The 21,401-nt window shown below is 71.2% G+C and carries 21 protein-coding genes and 1 pseudogene; 14 read left to right on the top strand and 8 right to left on the bottom strand.

What is annotated here, in order from left to right:
* Window positions 1–53: 53 nt before the first annotated feature.
* A complete protein-coding gene (gene htpG, locus ACIA5C_RS41490; RefSeq protein ID WP_396065401.1) occupies window positions 54–1,886 on the top strand; it encodes a molecular chaperone HtpG in 1,833 nt (610 codons plus the stop codon).
* A 142-nt stretch (window positions 1,887–2,028) separates the two neighbouring features.
* Here htpG and ACIA5C_RS41485 read toward each other — a convergent pair whose 3' ends face one another.
* The 4 genes from ACIA5C_RS41485 to ACIA5C_RS41470 form a co-directional block, all read right to left on the bottom strand.
* A complete protein-coding gene (locus ACIA5C_RS41485) occupies window positions 2,029–2,400 on the bottom strand; it encodes a hypothetical protein (protein WP_396065399.1) in 372 nt (123 codons plus the stop codon).
* 75 nt (window positions 2,401–2,475) lie between these two features.
* The gene (locus ACIA5C_RS41480) at window positions 2,476–3,309 is read right to left on the bottom strand and encodes a PfkB family carbohydrate kinase (RefSeq protein WP_396065397.1); all 834 of its coding nucleotides are present in this window, start codon (window positions 3,307–3,309) and stop codon (window positions 2,476–2,478) included.
* Window positions 3,310–3,313: 4 nt separating this feature from the next.
* Complete coding sequence (locus ACIA5C_RS41475) at window positions 3,314–3,748, bottom strand: hypothetical protein (protein WP_396065395.1); 435 nt, start codon at window positions 3,746–3,748, stop codon at window positions 3,314–3,316.
* A gap of 51 nt (window positions 3,749–3,799) precedes the next feature.
* The gene (locus tag ACIA5C_RS41470) at window positions 3,800–4,621 is read right to left on the bottom strand and encodes a LysR family transcriptional regulator (RefSeq protein WP_396065601.1); all 822 of its coding nucleotides are present in this window, start codon (window positions 4,619–4,621) and stop codon (window positions 3,800–3,802) included.
* Between the two features lie 91 nt (window positions 4,622–4,712).
* On the opposite strand from ACIA5C_RS41470, the gene ACIA5C_RS41465 reads away from it, so the two are divergent.
* On the top strand, window positions 4,713–5,414 hold the full coding sequence (locus ACIA5C_RS41465; protein ID WP_396065393.1) for an SDR family oxidoreductase: 702 nt from the start codon (window positions 4,713–4,715) through the stop codon (window positions 5,412–5,414).
* A 22-nt stretch (window positions 5,415–5,436) separates the two neighbouring features.
* Window positions 5,437–6,489 carry a lactonase family protein gene (locus tag ACIA5C_RS41460; RefSeq protein ID WP_396065391.1) on the top strand — a complete coding sequence of 351 codons (1,053 nt, stop codon included), beginning with the start codon at window positions 5,437–5,439 and terminating at the stop codon, window positions 6,487–6,489.
* Between the two features lie 28 nt (window positions 6,490–6,517).
* Here the strand turns inward: ACIA5C_RS41460 and ACIA5C_RS41455 are convergent, their stop codons facing one another.
* The gene (locus ACIA5C_RS41455) at window positions 6,518–6,874 is read right to left on the bottom strand and encodes a PRC-barrel domain-containing protein (RefSeq protein ID WP_396065389.1); all 357 of its coding nucleotides are present in this window, start codon (window positions 6,872–6,874) and stop codon (window positions 6,518–6,520) included.
* Window positions 6,875–6,923: 49 nt separating this feature from the next.
* Here ACIA5C_RS41455 and ACIA5C_RS41450 point away from each other — a divergent pair, with 49 nt between their 5' ends.
* Complete coding sequence (locus ACIA5C_RS41450) at window positions 6,924–7,772, top strand: aldo/keto reductase (RefSeq protein WP_396065387.1); 849 nt, start codon at window positions 6,924–6,926, stop codon at window positions 7,770–7,772.
* Between the two features lies 1 nt (window position 7,773).
* Entirely contained in the window at window positions 7,774–8,658 is an 885-nt protein-coding gene (locus tag ACIA5C_RS41445; RefSeq protein WP_396065385.1) for an ABC transporter substrate-binding protein, read from the top strand.
* On the opposite strand, the gene ACIA5C_RS41440 is transcribed toward ACIA5C_RS41445, so the two are convergent.
* Entirely contained in the window at window positions 8,637–9,389 is a 753-nt protein-coding gene (locus ACIA5C_RS41440) for a CDP-alcohol phosphatidyltransferase family protein (protein WP_396065383.1), read from the bottom strand. The genes ACIA5C_RS41445 and ACIA5C_RS41440 overlap by 22 nt on opposite strands.
* Window positions 9,390–9,517: 128 nt before the next feature.
* Between ACIA5C_RS41440 and ACIA5C_RS41435 the strand changes: the two genes are divergently transcribed.
* From ACIA5C_RS41435 to ACIA5C_RS41415, 5 genes are all read left to right on the top strand, one after another.
* On the top strand, window positions 9,518–10,492 hold the full coding sequence (locus tag ACIA5C_RS41435) for a zinc-binding alcohol dehydrogenase (RefSeq protein WP_396065381.1): 975 nt from the start codon (window positions 9,518–9,520) through the stop codon (window positions 10,490–10,492).
* A 3-nt stretch (window positions 10,493–10,495) separates the two neighbouring features.
* Window positions 10,496–10,894 (top strand): 6-pyruvoyl trahydropterin synthase family protein, encoded by a 399-nt coding sequence (locus ACIA5C_RS41430; RefSeq protein ID WP_396065379.1) that lies wholly within the window; start codon window positions 10,496–10,498, stop codon window positions 10,892–10,894.
* Window positions 10,891–11,910, top strand: a complete 1,020-nt coding sequence (locus ACIA5C_RS41425; RefSeq protein WP_396065377.1) for a glycosyltransferase family 4 protein — start codon at window positions 10,891–10,893, stop codon at window positions 11,908–11,910. The genes ACIA5C_RS41430 and ACIA5C_RS41425 overlap by 4 nt, the downstream gene beginning before the upstream one ends.
* 104 nt (window positions 11,911–12,014) lie before the next feature.
* Window positions 12,015–12,770: a class I SAM-dependent methyltransferase gene (locus tag ACIA5C_RS41420; RefSeq protein ID WP_396065375.1), complete on the top strand. Its 756-nt coding sequence runs from the start codon at window positions 12,015–12,017 to the stop codon at window positions 12,768–12,770.
* A gap of 60 nt (window positions 12,771–12,830) precedes the next feature.
* Complete coding sequence (locus tag ACIA5C_RS41415) at window positions 12,831–13,877, top strand: lysylphosphatidylglycerol synthase transmembrane domain-containing protein (RefSeq protein ID WP_396065373.1); 1,047 nt, start codon at window positions 12,831–12,833, stop codon at window positions 13,875–13,877.
* Window positions 13,878–13,898: 21 nt separating this feature from the next.
* On the opposite strand, the gene ACIA5C_RS41410 is transcribed toward ACIA5C_RS41415, so the two are convergent.
* Window positions 13,899–14,591 carry a RibD family protein gene (locus ACIA5C_RS41410; RefSeq protein WP_396065371.1) on the bottom strand — a complete coding sequence of 231 codons (693 nt, stop codon included), beginning with the start codon at window positions 14,589–14,591 and terminating at the stop codon, window positions 13,899–13,901.
* Window positions 14,592–14,748: 157 nt separating this feature from the next.
* On the opposite strand from ACIA5C_RS41410, the gene ribA reads away from it, so the two are divergent.
* The 4 genes and pseudogenes from ribA to ACIA5C_RS41390 all read left to right on the top strand — a co-directional run bounded on the left by ribA (window position 14,749) and on the right by ACIA5C_RS41390 (window position 20,158).
* The gene (gene ribA / locus ACIA5C_RS41405) at window positions 14,749–15,390 is read left to right on the top strand and encodes a GTP cyclohydrolase II (RefSeq protein ID WP_396065369.1); all 642 of its coding nucleotides are present in this window, start codon (window positions 14,749–14,751) and stop codon (window positions 15,388–15,390) included.
* A gap of 33 nt (window positions 15,391–15,423) precedes the next feature.
* Entirely contained in the window at window positions 15,424–17,301 is a 1,878-nt protein-coding gene (locus ACIA5C_RS41400) for a SpoIIE family protein phosphatase (RefSeq protein ID WP_396065367.1), read from the top strand.
* Window positions 17,302–17,423: 122 nt separating this feature from the next.
* A pseudogene (gene recQ / locus ACIA5C_RS41395) lies at window positions 17,424–19,256 on the top strand (DNA helicase RecQ); the annotation flags it as partial.
* A gap of 413 nt (window positions 19,257–19,669) precedes the next feature.
* Window positions 19,670–20,158 carry a GNAT family N-acetyltransferase gene (locus tag ACIA5C_RS41390; protein WP_396065365.1) on the top strand — a complete coding sequence of 163 codons (489 nt, stop codon included), beginning with the start codon at window positions 19,670–19,672 and terminating at the stop codon, window positions 20,156–20,158.
* Window positions 20,159–20,164: 6 nt separating this feature from the next.
* On the opposite strand, the gene ACIA5C_RS41385 is transcribed toward ACIA5C_RS41390, so the two are convergent.
* A partial coding sequence (locus ACIA5C_RS41385) for a DUF4041 domain-containing protein (RefSeq protein ID WP_396065363.1) occupies window positions 20,165–21,401 on the bottom strand: 1,237 nt, incomplete at its 5' end.

Here is a 21,401-nt window from a genome sequence, read left to right as displayed (position 1 = left end):
CGAACCCAATACCATCCGTGTGAGCAAGACGTACACACACGGGAGTTGACGCGATGGAGACGTTGGAGTTCCAGGCCGAGGCGCGGCAGTTGCTGCAGCTGATGGTCCACTCGATCTACTCGAACAAGGACATCTTCCTGCGCGAGCTGATCTCGAACGCCTCGGACGCCCTGGACAAGCTGCGTCTGGCCACGCTGCAGGACGGCCTCGAGGCGGACACGTCGGATCTGCACATCGAGATCGAGGTGGACACCGAGGCCCGCACGCTGACCGTGCGCGACAACGGCATCGGCATGACCCACGAAGAGGTCGTCGAGCTGATCGGCACGATCGCCAAGTCGGGCACCGCCGAACTGCTGGCCAAACTCAAGGAGGCCAAGGAGAGTCCCGAGCTGATCGGCCAGTTCGGCGTCGGTTTCTACTCGACGTTCATGGTCGCCGACAAGGTCACCCTGGTCACCCGCAAGGCCGGCACCGAGGGCCACGGCACCCGCTGGGAATCGGCCGGCGAGGGCACGTTCACGATCGACGACGCGCCCGACGCGCCGGTCGGCACCAGCGTGACGGTGCACCTGCGGCCGGAGGACACCGAGGACGCGCTCTACGACTACGCCTCCGAGTCCAAGATCCGCGAGATCGTCAAGCGCTACTCGGACTTCATCGCGTTCCCGATAAAGATGGGCGATGACACGCTCAACTCGATGAAGGCGCTCTGGGCCCGCCCGCGCGCCGAGGTGTCGGACGAGGAATACCACCAGTTCTACCGGCACATCAGCCACGACTGGACCGACCCGCTCGAGATCATCAACATGAAGGCCGAGGGCACGTTCGAGTACGAGGCCCTGCTCTTCCTGCCCGCCCGGGCACCCCACGACCTCTTCCAGCGCGACGCGCGTCGCGGGCTCCAGCTGTACGTCAAGCGCGTCTTCATCATGGACGACAGTTCCGAGCTGATCCCCGACTACCTGCGCTTCGTCAAGGGCGTCATCGACGCGGCCGACCTGTCGCTGAACATCTCCCGCGAGATCCTCCAGCAGGACCGCCACATCCAGATGATCCGGCGCCGGCTGGTCAAGAAGGTGCTGTCGACGATCAAGGACCTGCTCTCGTCGGCGCCCGAGAAGTACGAGACGTTCTGGCGCGAGTTCGGCCGGGCGGTCAAGGAGGGCCTGCTCAGCGACCAGGACAACCAGAAGGCCATCCTCGACGTGGCCTCCTTCGCCTCGACCCGGGGCACCGAGCCGACGACGCTGGCCGCCTACGTGGAGCGCATGAAGGAGGGCCAGGAGGAGATCTACTTCCTGACCGGCGAGACCCGCTCCCAGGTCGAGAACTCGCCGCACATGGAGGCGTTCCAGGCTCAGGGCTACGAGGTGCTGATCCTCACCGACCAGGTCGACGAGATCTGGGTCGAGGCGGTGCCCGACTACGACGGCAAGAAGTTCCAGTCGATCTCCCGCGGCGAGGTCGACCTCCCGAAGAAGGACGACGAGCCGGAGAAGCCCGAGGGCGACTTCGCCGACCTGCTGACGTTCCTCAAGGGAGCGCTCGACGACCGGGTCAAGGACGTGCGCCTCTCGCATCGGCTGACCACGTCGGCCGCGTGCCTGGTCAGCGACAGCGACGACATGAGCCCGATGCTCGAGAAGATGTACCGCGCGATGGGCCAGGACGCCCCGCGGATCAAGCGGATCCTCGAGCTCAACCCCGGCCACCCGCTGATCGAGGGCCTTCGTGCTGCGCACGAGGCCGACGCGGAGAACGCCGGGCTGGGCGAAACGGCCGAGCTTCTTTACGGTACGGCGTTGCTGGCCGAGGGCGGCGACCTGGAGGATCCGGCCAAGTTCGCCAAAATCCTGGCCGACCGCCTCGCCCGCACGGTCTGAGGCGCACCGGATTTGAACGATGCGCGGCCCCACCCGCTGACGTGGGGCCGCGCATCGTTGTGCCCGGAAAAACCGGCCGCGGGACGTGCGGGGCCGGCCCCGCATTCTGGGCAGGTGAGGGGAGCGGGTCGAGCCTGTCGGTTCAGGCGGTGAGCGCGCGGACCGCCGACACCAGGGCGGTCAGGGCGATCAGGGACTCGGTGCCGGGCCGCACGTAGCGCATCAGCTCCTGCAGCGCCTGGCGGGCGCGGGCGTCGTGCGGGTCCTGTTCCACGATGGTGAGTTCGCGGCGCGCGGCCGGCGGATCAGCGAATTCGTCGAGCCGGGACCGGACGGCGGTCAACGCGGCGGTCAGCGCGGTGCGCTGACGGAACTGGTCGGCGGTGAGTGGGCGCTCACCGGACACACTGCCGAGGTGCAACGTGGCCTCCCGTAGTAGATCGAGGGGTACGCCGGCGCCCGGGAGCAGGCGCGCGGCGGGTGGCCGGTCGCGAAGTGCGGGGCCGCACATCATGGCCGGACGGTGATCCTGAGAGGACGACAGTAATCTTGATCACACTGCGTCGTCAATGGACTACTCGGCCGATGGTCAGAGCGCGGCCAGCCACGCTCGCGGTCCGCGGTGGACGACGCGTACCCCCGCAACCGCGACCGCCGACGCCAGCGCGACCGGAAAATCCTCGCCTCGGGCCAGGGCGACCGCGAGGGCGCCGTGGAAGGCGTCGCCGGCACCGGCGGTGTCGACCGCCGCGACCTCCGGCACCGTGACCTGGCCCGACTCGCTGCCGGAGAACCAGGTGACCGGGTCCGGCCCGTGCGTCACCGCGACGTGGGGGGCGCCGATCGCGACGGCCAGCGCCGCGTCGGCCGCGCCGGCGCCGGGGTGGCGAAAGGCGGCGGAACACGCCACGACCTCGGCGTGCGGAAAGATTTCCGGGAAGACCGGGCGCCAGCTGCCGGCGTCGACCAGCAGGCGCCGCGCGGCGCGCGCCGCGGCCACCGCGAGCGCGGGATGATGCCCGTCGACCAGGGTCAGGTCGGCGTCGGGCAGGGCATTTCCCGGCACGCGGGCGGCCCGGTCCCCGGCATTGCGGCTCACGACGGTCCGCTCCCCCGTCGACTCACCGACGATCACCGAGGACACCGGCGGAGGGCTCGGATTGCCGGGATCGGTGTCGATCAGCTCGATGCCGCGGTCGCGCAACTCCTCGCGTACGAGAACTCCCAGCGGATGCGAACCCACCACCGTGACCAGGGTGACCTCCGCGCCCAGCGCGGCGGCCGTGACCGCCGCGTTGGCGGCGGGCCCACCGGCCGCGATCGTCAGGTTCGAGGCCTGCGCCTTCTCGTCGGTGCCCGGGATTGACGGCACCGCGTAGACCAGGTCGACGGTCGCCAGCCCGACGCAGAGGATCCGAGTCACCCGGTCATTGTGCGCGGCGCACCGATCTGACGGCCTCCCGGATCGCGGTCGCTCCCGCCGCGGCGAGCGCGGCCGCCCCCAGCACCGTCTTGCCGACCAGGTGCAACTCGGCCGGCACCCGCTCGGTGATCGCCGGCCACTGTCCGGGCTCGACCGGGAACGGGTTCCCCCCGCCCGGCATCCGCAGGATCAGCGCCTTCGCGAAGCGCGGGTCGTCCTTGAGCTGCTCCCGCCGGATGACCGGGAAGCTGCGGACGTGGTCGATCTCGACGGCACCGTCGGTCGTCGCGATCACCTGGCCGAGGCCGGTCACGCCGCCGCCGGGGCCGCTCGCCCACAGCGCGACCTCGTCGCCCACCCCGATCCGGTCGCGATAGCGGCGGATCGGCCAGCGGTTGGCGGGCTGCTCGTGGGCGGGGTTGTACTGGAGGAGCCACATGCACTTCACCCTGGCCGGTCGACCGGGTTTTGCCGGATGAACGCGCGAATATCACGCGGCGGGGAACTCCTCGGCCAGCGCGGCGAACTCGGCGATCAGCGGGTCCCGGCGGGTCGAGTCCCAGGCCAGGCTGACCCGGTTGCGCGGGATGTCGGCGATCCGGGCCCAGACCACGTCGGGCCGCGTGTAGAACCGGGCGGTCGACAGCGGCAGCACGACGACGCCCCGCCCGGCCGCGACGTGCTCCAGCTTCTCCTCGACCGCGTAGGTGGGCGGCGCCGCCGGGGACCGCACCGGCCACTCCGGCACCGCCGCCGGGTCCTGCAGCAGCTGGTCATCGGCCAGCTCGGCGATCTCGATGGTCTCCTTGCCGGCCAGCCGGTGCGCGGCGGGCAGCATCGCCACCCGCGGCTCGCCGAGCAGCGGCCGCAGCGTCAGCCCGCGCTTGTCGACCGGCAGCCGCACGTAGCTCACGTCGACCCGCCCGTCGTGCACCACGTCGGTCTGGTCGTTCCATCCGGTGCGCAGCAGGTCGACGGTGAGGCCGGGATGCCGCTCGCGGATCGCCCGCACGGCGTCGGTGACGATCAGGCCGGGCATGAACCCGACCACGAACCGGTCCGGGCCGCGGGCCGCCCGGGCGACCCGGCGGCGCAGCGCGTCGGCTCGGGCCAGCAGCGGTACGGCGTCGGACAGCAGTTGCCGGCCCGCCCCGGTCAGCTCGGTGGACCGTTTGTCGCGCCGGAACAGCGTCACGTTCAGCTCGGTCTCGAGCGCCCGGATCTGCCGCGACAGCACCGGCTGGGCGATGTGCAGGTCGGCGGCCGCCCGGCCGAAGTGCAGGTGCCGGGCGACGGCCACGAAGTAGCGCAGCTTGCGCAGGTCGACGTCGATACCCTGAGGGTATTACAGACCGCGGAACAGGTCTTGGACGGGCGCCCGCGACCGGGCGCATCGTCGAGTCATGGAAATCAAGGATCAACGCGTGGTCATTCTGGGCGGGACCAGCGGAATCGGGTACGCGACGGCTTCCCTGGCGGCATCGCGGGGCGCATCGGTCACGGTTGTCTCGAGTACGCCGTCGCGGGTCTCCGAAGCAGCCGCCGCTCTCGGCGTCGCCGGCCGGGTGGCCGACCTGCGCTCGGCGCCGGTGTCCCTCTTCGAGGAGATCGGCCCGTTCGACCACCTCGTCTACACCGCCGCCGACCGGCTGTCGCTGACCCGGCTGGAGGACCTGACCCCCGAGGCCGCCCAGGCGTTCTTCGGCCTGCGCTTCTTCGGGGCGCTCGCCGCGGTGAAGGCGGCCCGGCCGTTCCTGCGCCCCGGCGGCTCGATCACCCTGACCAGCGGCACCGCCGCCGACCGGCCCGGCCCCGGCTGGGCCGCCGCGGCCGGTGTCTGCGGCGCGATGGACGCCCTGACCCGGGCGCTGGCGGTCGAGCTGGCGCCGATCCGGGTCAACGCGGTCAAGGCCGGCGTGACGCGGTCCCCGCTGTGGGGCGACGGCGCCGAGGTGGATCAGATGTACGCGACGATCGGCAGGTCGCTGCCGCTGGGCCGGGTGGGCGAGGTCGGCGACGTGGCGTCCGCCTACCTCTACCTGATGACCCAGCCGTACGCCACCGGCACGGTCACGACGATCGACGGCGGTTCCGTCCTGGTCTGATCTCTTAGGTATATTTACTGTCATGGATGGGATGAAGATCAGTCGCCGGGGTCTGCTTTTCGCCGCGGCCGCCAGCGCGTTCCCGATGCCCCGGGCCGTCACCGGCCGCCGCTTCTATGCCGGCAGCTACACCTCATCCGGCGGCCCCGGCATGCTGCTCGGCACCGCGGATCCGGCCACCGGCGCCCTGACCGTGCAGGTCAAAAGCGCCGCGGTCGCCGACCCGTCCTGGCTGGCGCCCGGCCCGAAGGCGCTCTACGCGATCAGCGAATCCAACGGCACCGTCAGCGCCGTCGACCCGTCGACGCTGGCGGTCCGCAACACGGTGTCCACCGGCTCCGGGCCGGCCCACGTGGCCGTCCAGCCGGGCAGCGCGCTGCTGTTCACCTCGCTCTACGACGGCGGCGCCACGGTCACCCACCCGATCGCCGCCGACGGCACGGTCAAGGCGCGCACCGACAGCCGCAAGCAGGGCAGTGGTTCCCACGCCCACCAGGTGGTGGTCGACCCGACCGGCCGATATCTGCTCGCCATGGACCTGGGACGGGACAGCGTGTTCGTCTACACGCTGAACGCGAACCGCCTCACCCTGTCCCGGCAGGTGCAGTTCCCGACCGGCACCGGCCCGCGCCACCTGGCCTTCCACCCCGGCGGCACGCACGCCTACCTGGCCGGCGAGAACGGCAACAACGTCACCGTGTGCTCCTGGCAGAACGGCGTGCTGACCCCCGGCCAGTCACTCCCGGCCTCGGACGCCGCGGTCACCAACTACCCCGGCGAGATCGTCACGTCGCCCGACGGCCGCTTCGTCTACGTGAGCAACCGCGGAGCCAACACCGTGGGCGTCTTCACGACGTCGGCCGACGGCTCCACCCTGACCCCGGTGGCCGCACCGGCCTGCGGCGGCGACTGGCCCCGCAACCTGGCCCTCACCCCGGACGCCGGCTGGCTCTACGTGGCCAACCAGAACTCGGGCACGATCACCTGGCTCCCGGTCTCCCCCACGACCGGCATCCCCGGCGCGGTGGCCGGCAGCCTCCCCGTCCCGGGCGCCGCCCACATCCTGTTCGCCTGACGACCGCCGGCCCGCCCGAAGATCCCGGTCAGCGGCGGGCCAGGCGGCGGGTGCCGCCGGCGCCGGGCTGGGCCGGCAGCTCGTAGTGTGCGAAGACCCGGGGCTCGTCGGCGGCCGCGAGCTCGCCGTCGACGTCAATGCTCGGGGCGTCGCTGACGAGCTTCTTGTCGTAGCGCACGCGCACCGCGTCCGGCATCACGGACGCGCCGCCCAGCGGCACGAAGACGAGGCGGTGCCGGCCGATCATGCCGACCCGGACGGTGGCGAAGGCGGGCTCGTCGGTCGTGGTGTCGACATAGACGGCCTCCAGGTCACCGATCTTGTCGCCGTTGGGGTCGATGACCTTCTGGCCGCGCCAGTCACGCAGGTTCTCAGCGGGGAACATGGGCGTCACATGCCCGCACCGGACCCGCCAAAACCACTACGGTCGCACGATGCCCGCATACGAGACCGCGACCCTCGGCGATCGGACCGTGCACCGGATCGGCTTCGGCGCCAAGCGCCTCGGGCACGACCGGGCGCACGCGATCGCACTGCTGCGCCACGCGGTGGACTCGGGTGTCGACCACATCGACACGGCCGATTTCTATCCCACCCATGCCGGCGCCGAACACCGGGAGCACGACTCCACCGCGCTCGGCTGGGCCAACGAGGCGATCCGGGAGGCGCTCGCGCCCTATCCGGACGAGCTGGTGATCGCGACCAAGGTCGGCCCGACCGCCGCCGGGCTGGCGCGGCCGGATCAGCTGCGAGGGCTGGTCGAGGCCGATCTGCGAGCCCTCGGCCGGGACCGGCTCGACGTGGTCTACCTGCGTCAGTACGGTCTCGAGTCGGTCGCCGAGCACTTCGGCGTCCTCGCGGACCTGCGTCAGGCGGGCCTGATCCGGCACCTGGGCCTTTCCAACGTCCGGCTCCCTCACCTCGCCCAGGCGGAGACGATCGCGCCGGTCGTCGCGGTGCAGAACCGGTACGGGGTCGACTTCGGCCGGGTCAACGACGAGATGCTCGACGTCTGCCGGGCGCGCGGCATCGCGTTCGTGCCGTTCTTCGCGTTGGCCGGCACCGGGCGCGAGCGGGGCGGCGTGCTCGCGAACGACGCCGTGACGGCCTTCGCCCACGCCCACGGGGTGTCCCCGGCCCAGGTGCGGATCGCCTGGACCCTGAGTCGCGGGCCGCACGTGCTCGCCATCCCCGGCACGGGCAGCATGGCCCATCTGACCGAGAACATGCGGACCGGTGCGCTGTCAGGCGTCGAGGAACTGGGCTCGGGGCAGGATGGGTGACATGCGCCTGGTTTCGCTGCTGCCGTCCGCGACCGAGATCGTCTACGCCCTCGGGCTCGGCGACGACCTGGTCGGGGTGACGTTCGAATGTGATGAGCCGCCCTCCGCCCGCCGGGAGAAAACCGTCGTCGTCGGTGGGCGGGACACCAGCGGGATGACGCCCGGCGCGATCGACGACTACGTCAAGGCGCAGATGGCGGCGGGCGAAGACCTTTACACGTTGCACGCGGACGCGCTCGCCGGGCTGCAAGCCGACCTGATCCTCACCCAGGACCTGTGCCGGGTCTGCGCGCTGCCGTCCGGCCAGGTCAGCGACGCTCTCGACTACCTCGGCTGCCGCGCCGACGTGCTGTCGCTCGATCCGTGTTCGCTGGAAGAGGTGCTCGGGACGATCGTTGCGGTCGGGGCGGCTGCCGACGTACGGGAAAGGGCGCTCGACCTCGTCGAAGGGCTCCGCGCGCGACTGGCGCGGGTGGCCGCCCGGGTCGCGGGGGAACGACGGCCGCGAGTGGCGATCCTGGAGTGGGTCGATCCGCCTTTCACCGCCGGGCACTGGGTGCCCGATCTGGTGGTCGCCGCCGGCGGCGAACCGGTGGGCGCGCGCGGCGGGCAACGGTCGGTGCAGACGACGTACGCGGAACTGGCCGCCGCCCGGCCCGACGTCGTGCTGGTTACGCCGTGCGGCTTCCACCTGGACGGGGCGACCGAGCAGGCCCATCGGATCAAACACGAGTTCGCTGGCGCCCAGGTGTGGGCGATCGACGGCGACGGCCTGGTCGTGCGGCCCGGACCCCGCCTGGTCGACGGGGTCGAGGCGATCGCCGCGATGTTGCATCCGTCCAGGACGGACCCGGCGAAAGAGGGTCAGCTGACGAGAGCGGCCTGACCCGGTGCCGACCACCGCACCCGGGCCGCCTCGCGCACCCGCCCGGCCCGGTAGAGCCACCCGGTGTCGCGACCGAACGACCAGGTCAGCGACAGGAAGGCCACGGCCAGGGCGGCGGTCGTCACGGTGTACGGCAGCAGGTGCGCCGTGGCGACCGCGAGCACGACGCCCTGCAGCGCGGCGACGACCTTGCGGGAGAACTTGGGCGGCAGCGCGGCGTTCAGCCAGGGCAGCGCCCACGAGGCGGCGACGAACAGGTAGCGGTAGGCGCCGAGCGCGACCGTCCACCAGCCGAAACGGTCACCGGCGTAGACGCTGAGGACCAGGATCAGGAACGCGTCGATCTCCATGTCGAACCGGGCGCCGAGCGCCGAGGTGCTTCCCGTACGCCGTGCCACCTGTCCGTCCACGCCGTCCAGGGCGAGTGCGACGCCGGCGATGGCGACCAGTGCCGGCGTGCTGACCGGGTGCGAGAACGAGGTCACGACCAGGGCGGTCACCCCGCCGACCAGGATCGCGCGGGCCAGCGTGACGGTGTTGGCCGGGCCGAGTTTCGCCATCGCGGCCCGCTGCAGCCCGGTGGCGAGGAAGGCGAACAGCGCCAGGCCGTAGACCGCACCGCTGAGAAGACCCTCGGGGGTCAGCCCGAGGGTCACGAAGAGGGTGGCGAGCAGCACGACCTGGAGTGCAAGACCGGCCACCGGACCCCGTGAGGGGGTGGTCGTGGTCACTGCGATATTGGGTGTCACCGTGCCTCCAGGTGCAAAATCGGCCGCCGGATATGGTTGCCGCTGTCAGCGCTTTACACGCGCGGAGAACGCGATCGGTTCAGCGGTCTCGTCGGTTGGGGGGATATTCCATGTCGGGTGACGCGTCGGCGTTCTGGCTCGCCGCACCGGGGGTGGGTGAGATCCGTGGAGAACGGGTGCCCGCACCGGCCCGCGACGAGGTGCTGGTGCGCACCCTGCACAGCGGGGTCTCCCGGGGAACCGAGACGCTGGTCTTCACCGGCCGCGTGCCGTCGAGCCAGTGGGCGACCATGCGGGCACCGTTCCAGGAGGGCGACTTCCCGGCCCCGGTCAAATATGGATATCTCAATGTCGGGGTGGTCGAGGACGGCATACCCGACCTGGTCGGCCAGACCGTTTTCTGCCTCTACCCGCATCAGACCCGTTTCGTCGTTCCGGCTTCGGCGGTGACCGTCGTGCCCCCGTCCGTTCCCGCCCACCGGGCCGTGCTGGCCGGGACGGTCGAGACCGCGGTCAACGCACTCTGGGACGGATGCCCGCAAATCGGCGATCGAATCGCCGTGGTCGGGGCGGGCATGGTGGGTGCGTCGGTCGCGGCCGTCGCGGCCGGGCTTCCGGGCGTACGCGTCCAGCTGGTCGACCCCGACCCGTCGCGGGCCGCCCTGGCCGAGGCTCTCGGGGTTTCCTACGCCGCCCCGGCCGACGCCGACGGCGACTGCGACCTGGTCGTTCACGCGTCGGCCACCTCCGAGGGCCTGACCCGCGCGCTGGAGCTGCTCGCGCCGGAGGCCACGGTCGTCGAGCTCAGCTGGTACGGCGACCGGCAGGTCTCGGTGCCGCTGGGTGAGTTCTTCCACTCCCGCCGGCTGACCGTCCGCAGCAGCCAGGTCGGCGGGATCGCCCCGAACCGGCGCCGCACGTACGCCCAGCGCCTGGCCCTGTCGCTGGACCTGCTGCGCGATCCGGTGTTCGACGCACTGATCACCGGGCGGTCACCGTTCGCGTCCCTGCCCGAGGTGATGCCGCGGCTCGCGGACGGTAGCCTTCCGGCCCTCTGCCACGTCATCGACTACCCCGAGGAGTAGCTCTTGTTCAGCGTCACGGTCCGCGACCACATCATGATCGCGCACAGCTTCCGCGGCGAGGTCTTCGGACCGGCCCAGAAGCTGCACGGCGCGACCTTCGTGGTGGACGCCACCTTCCGCCGCCCCTCGCTCGACGACGACAACATCGTGGTGGACATCGGCCTGGCGCTCGAGAAGCTGCACGCGATCTGCGGCGCCCTGAGCTACCGCAACCTCGACGACGAGCCCGACTTCGCGGGCGTCAACACGTCGACGGAATACCTGGCCAAGGTGATCGCCGACCGTCTGGCCGGCGCGGTCGCGGACGGCTCGCTCGGCGCCGGCGCGTCCGGGCTGACCGGCGTCGCGGTGACGCTGCACGAGTCGCACATCGCCTGGGCCTCGTACGAGCGCGATCTGTGAGCTCCCCGCTGTGGGCGGTGCTGCCGGGCGGGATCGACGACCCGGCGGCACCGAGCGGCGGCAACCGGTACGACCGCATCGTGTTGTCCCTGCTCGACCGGGACGTGCACGAGATCGCCGTGGCAGGTTCGTGGCCGTCCCCCGCGCCGCTTGCGCAGGCGGCGCTCGCGCGCGCCCTGGCTGACATTCCCGACAATTCCGATGTGCTGCTCGACGGGCTGGTGGCCTGCGGGGTGCCGTCGCTGCTGGAACCCCACGCCCGGCGGCTACGCCTGATCGTCCTGGTGCACCTGCCGTTGAGCGACGAAACCGGCCTGCCCGCGCCGGAGCGGGACCGGTTGCGCGCGCTCGAACGCCGCACTCTGCACCTGGCCGACACCGTGATCGCGACGTCGTCCCAGGCCGCTGCCACCATCTCCGGGATGCACGACCTGCCGGCGGTGAAGGTAGCCGCCCCGGGAGTCTCGCCGGCCGATCCCGCGACGCCGTCACCGAGCGGCGGCCGGCTGCTCTGCGTCGCCTCGGTGACCCACCGCAAGGGCCAGGACCTGCTGGTTTCCGCACTGCAGGACCACCTGGCCGACCTCGACTGGCGATGCACGTTCGCGGGCGCCCTCGTCGAGCCGGTCCCACACACCGACCCCCGGATCCGCTTCGTCGGCCCGCTGGCCGATGCCGATCTCGACGCCGCCTACGCCGAGGCCGACCTGTTCGTGCTCCCGTCCCGGGCCGAGACTTACGGCATGGTCGTGACCGAGGCCCTCGCCCGCGCCCTGCCGGTCGTGGCGACCGAGGTCGGCGGAGTTCCCGAGGCCCTGGGACTCGCGGCCGACGGCAGCCGGCCGGGCACGCTGATTTCGCCCGGTGATCCGCCGGCTCTGGCGAACGCCCTGCGTGCGTGGCTCACCGACCCCGACCTGCGCAATCGTTGGCGCATTGCGGCACAGGACCGTCGCCGGACCCTCCCGACGTGGGACGAAACCGCCCGCATCTTGACCGAGATCATCCAACTGTGATCAACCCCGCCGGGGCCTCCCCCGGATCTATTCTCGCGGGAATTTGAAGATCACGGGGAACGACTGTGGACAACACGAGCCGGCACGAGACGAAGGAGCCCGCGATGACCGGAGAGTTCAGCGAGACCTGGCTGGGCCTGCGCGAGCCGGCCGACGCCGCGGCCCGTGCGCGGGACCTCGTCGGGCTGCTGCCCGCCGACATCCGCACGATCCGCGACCTCGGCTGCGGCACCGGCTCCCTCGGCCGCTGGCTGGCCCCTCAACTGCCGGTCCCCCAGCACTGGATCATGGCCGACCGGGACCCCGCACTCCTCGAGCACGCCCAGGCCAACATGCCCTTCGACGGCGTCACGGTCACCACCGAACTGAGCGACGTCACCGCGCTGACCGCCGCGGATCTGGCCGGCACCGACCTGGTCACCTGCTCGGCCCTGCTCGACATCCTCACGGCCGACGGCATCGAGTCACTCGTCCGCGCGTGCGCCGACAGCCGGACGCCCGCGCTGTTCACGCTCAGTGTCACCGGCCAGGTCACCCTCGACCCGCCCGACGAGCATGACAAGGTGGTCCAGGACGCGTTCAACGACCACCAGCGGAGAGATCATCAGCTCGGGCCGGACGCGCCGCACGTCGCCCGGGCCGCGTTCGAGCGGGCCGGCGCGACGGTCGTCACCCGTGAGAGCCCGTGGCGGCTCGGCGCAAAAGAGGCACCGCTCACGCTCCAGTGGCTCCGCGGCTGGGTCGGCGCGGCCCAGGAACAGCGCCCTGACCTGCGGCTCGACGCCTACCTCGAGGAGCGGCTGAGCACGACGACGCGGGCCACGGTCGGACACATTGATCTTTTGGCCATCTTCGGCTGAACCCTTTGTGCCCGCCCCGGCGTACTAGGGGATGAAGGGCCGAACGAGGGGACGAACGAAGTGACGCGATCGATCTGGGCTTGGCTGCGCATCCTGGGCGGAGCGGCGATCATCGCCGTGCTGCTGTGGCGGCTCGGCACCGGCGCGTTCCTGGACGGCCTGCGGGTGATCTCGGCGCCGGCTCTCGCCCTCGCGTTCCTGATCGGGGTGACGACGACGGTGTTCAGCGCCTGGCGCTGGTGCCTGGTCGCGCGCGGCATGGGTCTGCGGCTCGGCATCAGGACCGCGGTCGCCGACTACTACAAGGCGCTCTTCCTCAACGCCGCACTTCCCGGCGGTGTCCTCGGCGACGTCGACCGGGCGGTTCAGCACGGTCGCGACGAGGGCGACGTCGGTCGCAGCGTCCGGGCGGTCGTCCTGGAGCGCACCGCCGGCCAGATCGTCCTGCTCGGCGTCGGCGTGACGGTCCTGCTCACGGTCCCCTCGCCGATTCTGAGCGCGTTGACCGAGCACGGCGCCACGGTCGCGGTCGCGGCCGGCGCGGTCGCCCTGGCGGGCGCTCTGGTCTTTCTCGCCTGCCGCCGGTTGCGGCAGGGAGGTTCCAAGCTTGCTTCGGGCGTACGCACGACGCTGTCGGAGATCCGCACGGGTCTGCTCGCCCGGAAGAACTGGCCGGGCATCACGCTCGCCTCGACGGTCGTGCTCGCCGGGCACCTCGCGACGTTCGTGGTGGCTGCCCGGGCGGCCGGCTCGACCACGTCCCTGCTGCGGCTGGCCCCGCTGATGCTGCTGGCGCTGCTGGCCATGTCTCTGCCGGTGAACGTCGGCGGCTGGGGCCCGCGCGAGGCGGTGACGGCGTGGGCGTTCGGCGCGGCCGGGCTCAGCGCCACCCAGGGCCTGACGATCGCGGTGGTCTACGGTCTGTTCGCCTTCGTGGCGGCCCTGCCGGGCGCGATCGTACTGGTGGTCCGGGCCGTTGCGCGGCTGCGGGCGGCGGCGATGGATCGCGCGCTGCAGACCGTACGCACGGTGGCCCCGGTGTCGCCGGCGCCGGTCATGCACGAGGCGGTCCCGGCGGGCCGCGAGCTGGCCCGCACCGGCGCCTAGAGGAGCGCCGGTTCCTTGTCCCTAAGCTGCCACGAACCGATCCGAGAGTGCATAGCGCAGCAGCACCACGTCGCCGATCTGGCGGACGGATGCCAGCACCGCCCGGTGCGTCGGTCCCCAACCGAACTTGCCGTCGCCGACGAAGCGGGGCGCCCGCGAGTCGCCGACGAAGAACGGCGCGACGACCAGTTGCAGCTCGTCGACCAGTCCCGACGTCAGGAACTGGGTGTGCATGGTGCCGCCGCCCTCGACCATCAGGCGGCCCACGCCGCGGCGGGCCAGGTCGGCCACGATCACCGCGACGTCGACCGGATCGCCGCCGTCGGCCACGGTGGCCACCGCTCCGAGGCGGGCCGAGACCGAGGCCACCGCCGGGGTCGGACAGTAGACCAGCTTCTCGACGTCGCCGGCGGCGAAGAACTGCGCCGACGGGTCCAGCGAACCCTGGCTCGTCACGGTCACCTTCAGCGGCGTGGACGCCAGGCCGCGGCCCTCGCGGGCGGCGCGACGGTGCTCGGCGCGTACGAGAAGGCGGGGATTGTCGGCGCGGATCGTCGCGGCACCCACCAGGATCGCGTCGCACGTCGCGCGCACTTCATCGACGCGGTCGAAGTCGGCGTCGTTGGAGAGCAGCAGTCGATCAGGACCGGCGTCGTCCAGGTAGCCATCGATCGACATTCCGCAGCTCAGAAGCGTGTAAGGACGCTCAAGCACTGATGATGCCTCCAGTCGAGCGACGATCGTCACCCAGATCACGAGTTGCGTCCAAGATAATCCGGGCGACGATTACAGGCACATTTGCTGTCTGTGGCGGTGTCGTGACACGGGCTGCCGGTGGGGCGGATCAGCCGGGAACCATAAAGGAGGACCGATGTTGAAAGCCACGGTGAGGCAGCAGGTCACTGTCCCGCTGCGCTTTGCGGACGGATATGCCACCACCGCCCAGGTAATGACCTTCGACGGCCTGGTCGACAAGGAGGAGCACCTCGCGCTCGGTCTCGGCGACTGGCAGCGGGCGCTGAAGAAGTCGGCGGCCGGGGGCCGGGCGCCGCTCGTACGGCCGCACAGCGAGTGCCTGACCGGCGACGTCTTCGGCAGCCAGCGCTGCGACTGCGGCCCCCAGCTGCGCGAGGCCGTGGAGCGGATCGCCGACCAGGGCGGCGTCCTGCTTTATCTCCGCCAGGAGGGCCGCGGCATCGGCCTCTACGCCAAACTGGACGCGTACGCCCTGCAGGACTCGGGGCTCGACACCTACGAGGCGAACGTGGCGCTCGGGCGGGGTGAGGACGAGCGCGACTACGCGGCGGCGGCCCAGATGCTGTCGGCGCTGGGCTGCGACCGCATCCGGCTGCTCAGCAACAATCCGGACAAGGCCGTACAACTCGGGTCGTACGGCATCGACGTCACCCAGCGGGTCCCGACCGGGGTGCACATGTCGTCGGCCAATGTGCGCTACCTGGCCACGAAGGCCTCCCACACAGCTCACACGATCGAGCTACCCCTGGCCGAGTAACGGGGCCGGTCCTTCATCAGGCACCATGAGGTGATGGACGACGTACGGCTGGCGGCGCTGGACCAGGCGCCGGTGATCCTGGCCGTCTGCGAGGGGCCCGACCTTCGGGTGCGGTTCCTCAGCGCGGCCACCCGGGCGGTGCTGCCCGGCCGCCCGTGGCTCGGCCTGCCGATCGGCGAGGTGATCAGCGACCTGGCCGGGCAGCAGATCACCGAGGCCTACTACGAGGTCTTCCGCACCGGCGAGCCGATTCTCGGCCGGGAGTGGCGGGTCCACCTCGACCGGCCGGACGGTTCGGTGCACGAGATGTACGCGAACTTCTCCATCACCCCGTGGCTGGTCGACGGCGAGCGGCGGGGCGTGGTCGGGGTCGGCTTCGACGTCACCGCGATGGTCGGGGCCCGCGCGGCGGCCGCCGAGGCCGCGGCCCATCTGCAGGAACGCTACGAGCAGAGCCGTGACGTGATCACCGCCCTGCAGCGGGAGCTGCTCCCGGCCGGCCTGCCGGTGCTGCCGGGCGCCCAGATCGCGGCCGCCTACCTGCTCGCCGGCTCCGACACCGCGGCCGGCGGCGACTGGTTCGACGCGATCGTCCGCCCCGACGGCCGGGTCGCCCTGGTCACCGGCGACGTGGTTGGGCACGGCGTGGCCGCCTCCGGGGTGATGGGTCAGCTCCGCGCGGTGCTGCAGGACCGGCTGAGCGACGGCGACGACCCGGCCCGCGCGCTGGCCGCGGCCGACCGGTTCGCGCGGCGGCGGCCGACCGCCCACGCGACGACGGTCTGCCTTTCCGTGCTCGACCCGGCGACCGGCGAGCTGACCTACTGCACGGCCGGACACCCGGCGCCGCTGGTCGTGTCGCCCGACGGCCGGCCCGGCCGTCATCTGACCGGCACCGGCGGCACGCCGCTCGGCACGGGCGGGTCGTTCCCGGTGCACACCGACAAGCTCGAGGTCGGCGAGCTGCTGCTGATGTTCACCGACGGCATCCTGGAACGCCCCGGGCGCAGCCACGAGGCGAGCATCGCCGAACTGGCCCGGGTGGCGGCCGACAGCGCGGCCGGGCGGGCGCTGCACGACCCGGCGAGCATTCCGGCCGAGCGGGTCTGCAATCAGGCGATCGAGCTGCTGGTGCGGGCGACCGGGCACGACGACGACATCACCCTGCTGGCGGTGCAGCGTCTCCCCCGCGTACCGGATCTGGAACTTGATCTGCCGGCCGAGCCGACGGCGTTGCGGGGAGCCCGCGCCGCGATCGCCGCCTGGCTCGACGCGCTCGGCGCGGCCGGGCCCGACGTGTTCGTGGTCCAGCACGCCCTGGGCGAGCTGATGACCAACGCCATCGAGCACTCCGACGGCGACGCGACCGTCTCGGTGCACGCGACGCTCACCGACTCGGGACGCCTCGACGCCACGGTGACCGATCGGGGCCGCTGGCGGGAGCCGGTGCGGCAGCCGCTGCGCGGTCGCGGTCTCGCGCTGACCGCCCAGCTGGTCGACCACCTGCTGGTCACGCCGGCCGGGGAGGGCACCCGGGCACGGATCGAACTGCGGCTCGGCCGGCCCGCCCGGTTGTTCGGTCCGGCCGCCGGGCCGTCCCGGCCCGATCGGCCGGCGGCGACGCCCCTGCAGATCACCGAACTGGAAGGGGACGACGAGACTTCCGTACGCGTCGACGGGCCGATCGACGCCGCTACCGCCGGCCAGGTCGGCACCGAACTTCTGCGACGTTCGCGAGGCGGCACCGTCGGCCTGACCGTCGATCTGACCGGGGTGACGCACCTGTCGAGCGCCGGCGTGTCGGCTCTGCACAAGGTGGCGGAGAAGGCGTCCCTTCGTCTGTACGCCCCGCCGGGCAGCCCGGCCCAGGTGGTGCTCGATCTGGTCGCGCTGCCGCTGACATCGAAGTAATTCACTTTGCTGGCAATTGTCAACAGCCTTTACTCTTCCCCCGTACAACGGACGGGGACGGGGGACGCCCGGTGCGTCCCCCAGGTTGTCCACAGGCGTCCGAGGCGAATGTCGGTCCCCCTCTGTACTGTCGCGGGGTGACTTCCCCCGCCTTCGAGGTCCTCAACACCGTCTTCGGCTACCCCGAGTTCCGGGGCCAGCAGCGCGAAATCATCGAGCACGTGATCGGTGGCGGCGACGCGCTGGTCCTGATGCCGACCGGCGGCGGCAAGTCGCTGTGCTACCAGATCCCGGCCCTGGTCCGCCCGGGCACCGGCGTGGTCATCTCGCCGCTCATCGCCCTCATGCAGGACCAGGTCGACGCCCTGCGCACGGCCGGGGTCCGGGCCAACTTCCTCAACTCGACGCAGGATTTCGAGGAGCGCCGGGTCGTCGAGGCCGAGTTCGTCAACGGCGACCTCGACCTGCTCTACGTCGCACCCGAGGGCCTCGGCACGGCGGGCGTCCAGCGGCTGCTCGACCGGGGCAAGATCTCGCTGTTCGCGATCGACGAGGCGCACTGCGTCTCCCAGTGGGGCCACGACTTCCGCCCCGACTACCTGGGCCTGTCGATGCTGCACGAGCGCTGGCCCGAGGTGCCGCGCATCGCGCTCACCGCGACCGCGACCAGCGCCACCCGCGAAGAGATCGCCATGCGGCTCGAGCTGACCGGCGCCCGCCACTTCACGTCCAGCTTCGACCGGCCCAACATCCAATACCGCATCGTGCCCAAGGCCGAGCCGCGCAAGCAGCTGCTCGACCTGCTCCGCACCGAGCACCCGGGCCACGCCGGCATCGTCTACTGCCTGTCCCGCGCCTCGGTCGACAAGATCGCCGAGTTCCTCAGCGCCAACGGCGTGCCCGCTCTGCCCTACCACGCCGGCCTCGACAGCCGCGTCCGCGCGGCCAACCAGTCCCGCTTCCTGCGCGAAGACGGGCTGGTCATGGTCGCGACGATCGCCTTCGGCATGGGCATCGACAAGCCCGACGTGCGGTTCGTGGCCCACGTCGACCTGCCCAAGTCGGTCGAGGGCTACTACCAGGAGACGGGCCGGGCCGGGCGCGACGGCCTGCCCTCAACGGCCTGGCTGGCGTACGGGCTGCAGGACGTCGTGCAGCAGCGCAAAATGATCGAGAGCTCGGACGGCGACTTCGCGTTCCGCCGCAACGCCTCCCAGCACCTCGACGCCATGCTGGCCCTCTGCGAGACGGTCACCTGCCGGCGCGCCCAGCTCCTGGCCTACTTCGGCCAGGACCCTTCGGGCCCCAACTGCGGCAACTGCGACACCTGCCTCACCCCACCCGAGTCGTGGGACGGCACGGTCCCCGCGCAAAAGCTGCTGTCCACGGTGTTCCGCCTGCAGAAGGAGCGCAACCAGAAGTTCGGCGCGGGCCAGTCGATCGACATCCTGCTCGGCAAGAAGACCGACAAGATCGCCCAGTTCCGCCACGCCGAGCTGTCGGTCTTCGGCATCGGCGCCGACCTGAGCGAGCCCGAGTGGCGCGGCGTCGTCCGTCAGCTGCTGGCCGCGGGCTACCTGGCGGTCGAACCCGCCTACGGCGCCCTGGTGCTGACCGACCGCAGCTCCGAGCTCCTCCGCGGCGAGGCCAAGGTGATGATGCGCCGCGAGGTGAAGCCGGCCCGCCCGTCCCGCGCGTCCCGCAGCGCCACTCCGGCGGCCGCCCCCGCCGACTTCCCCGAGTCGGCGACGCCGCTCTTCGAGCACCTGCGATCGTGGCGCGCGGCAACGGCCAAGGAACAGGGCGTCCCGGCCTACGTCATCTTCCACGATGCCACCCTCCGAGCGATCGCCACACTGCGCCCGGCCACCCTGTCCCAGCTGGGCACCATCAGCGGCGTAGGCCAGAGCAAGCTGACCAAGTTCGGCCAGCCGGTCCTCGACGCCATCAACGACCTGCCCGACCCCCCGGCCACCCCCTCCGCCGGCTCCCGCTTCGGTCCCTCACCAGTCGCGTCCCCAGGCGCCGCCTCGCCGGTCGGCTCGCGCCCCGCTTCCTCGGCCGGCACGCGCCCCACTTCCTCGGCCGGCACGCGCGGCGCCACCTCGGCCACCTCGGCCGGCTCGGCCGGCTCGGCCGGCTCGCGATTCGGCTCCGACAACGAGCGGCCGCCGGTTCCGGCCGAGTCCGGTGCCCGGGCTGGCGATTCGCTGTGGGGTGACGGGATGGACGAGCCACCGCTGGAGGAGCCGGACTACTACGAGTTCGGCGACGACGTGCACTGACAACGACCCGAGCCTCCGCCGCCCACGGCTCCGCGATCGGATATGCCGTTGACGGCCGATGCCGGCGCTGCTGGAGTGTGCGCATGAACCAGCGTGCCGGCTCCGCACCGGCGATCCGCCGCGCGGTCGCCGCTGACCTACCGGCGCTGCAGCGGGTCTACCGCGCGGCGTCGCTGTCCAATGCCGACGACGCTCCGATCCTGTTGCGGCGGCCCGAGTTCCTGGTCTTCACCGGCGACGGCATCGCCGACGGCCGCACGCTGGTGGCACTGGCCGGCCCACCCGGCGACGACCGGGTCGTCGGCTTCGCCACCAGCGGCACCGGGCAGGACACCGGCCCCGAACTCGAGGACCTCTTCGTCGACCCGGACTGGCGCCGCCGCGGCACAGCCCGACACCTGGTCCGGCAGATCGCGAACGCCGCATGCGACTCCGGTCACCGGCGCCTGTGGGTCACGGGCAATCCGCACGCCTCGGCCTTCTACCTGGCCGTCGGATTCGTGCCGGTCGGTCCGGTCTCCACCGCGCTCGGCACCGGTCTGCGGATGTACCTTTCCTTGAACCCAAGTTGACGGCCACTAGAACCGCGGCCAGTGCCCCTTGCTCTGGAAGTACTGGACCGCTTGGGGATGCTCATTGAACTCCAGTAATCCCCCGGTCTTCTTCTCAAGGATTTCCCGCACCTCGACCGGCGTAGCGAAGAAGAACTCGCGTCGCTCGTTGATCACATTCACCCGCCGATGAGCGAACGCCTTGTGTAATTCGTTTTCCAGTGCAATGGCGTCGCTGGAGAAGTAGAGAGTGTGAACGTCGTAGGGAAACGGAACCGACGCATCGCCGAGTTCGCGCACCCGGTCGAGCGGCTCCAGCCTCCGAGTCATGCCGATCTTGACTATGTCGGGCCCGAAGGCCCCGATGTTGGAGATGACGTAGACGTAGCCGGCGCGGATATTCGCGATGCGATAGTCATTCGCCTTGATGGCCTCGTCGATCTCCGCCAGCCGAGCGGCCAGGTCGCCCGCAGCGACATCGTCACCCTTGTCGCGCAGCGCGGCCAGGGCGGTTCGGTAGTGCGCCCTTTCCTTGTCGAGACGCTCGCGCTCCGCCGCCAGCTCCTGCTCGGCCCGCCGCTGCTCGCGCAGGAGTTCGCGTTCCTCCCGGGCCCGTTCACGTTCTTCCTGAACCTTCATCTGGAAATCGGCCGTCAGCTCAAGTTCCCGGACACGCACCGCGTGATACTCCGGATTGATGCGCAGTTCCATCATCGCGCCCAGCTTCTCGATGGCAGTGACCGCGGACTGCAAACGCTTCTTCGCAGTGGTGATGTTGCCCGAGCGCAGGGACCGAACACAGTTGTCCGCCTCCGCGTTGTACGCACGGAGCATGAGCTTGGACAGATCCGCGACCATTTTCCGGCCCTTCGCGAGCGACCCCGAGAAGGTGAACATGTCGGCGGCCAGGACGGCACGCCCCGCCTTGACCGTGGAATCAATCTCCGCCTCGAGAGAACGAAGCCTTTCCTTGTAGGCAGCGGCGTCCTCGAGAGGATGGTGGTATCGATAGATGCCCACGTCCTGAAGCACCAGATGGTCGTCCAGCTCGACGACTTCGCTGTCCGCACCGGCCCGGGCATGCGCCAGCGCCCCCTCCAGCTCCGCGATCCGAGCGACCAGCGCGCCGGTCTCCGCATCGGTGGCGGCACCATCGGTGACGGCAGCATCGGTGACGGCAGCATCGGTGACGGCAGCATCGGTGACGGCAGCATCGGTGACGGCAGCATCGGTGACGGCAGCATCGGTGACGGCAGCATCGGTG

It is taken from the genome of Actinoplanes sp. NPDC051343, from assembly GCF_044455125.1.
In the GTDB taxonomy this organism is placed as follows: Bacteria; Actinomycetota; Actinomycetes; order Mycobacteriales; family Micromonosporaceae; genus Actinoplanes.
The sequence above is the reverse complement of the archived record's forward strand: the minus strand, read 5'-3'. Positions and strand labels throughout refer to the sequence as shown.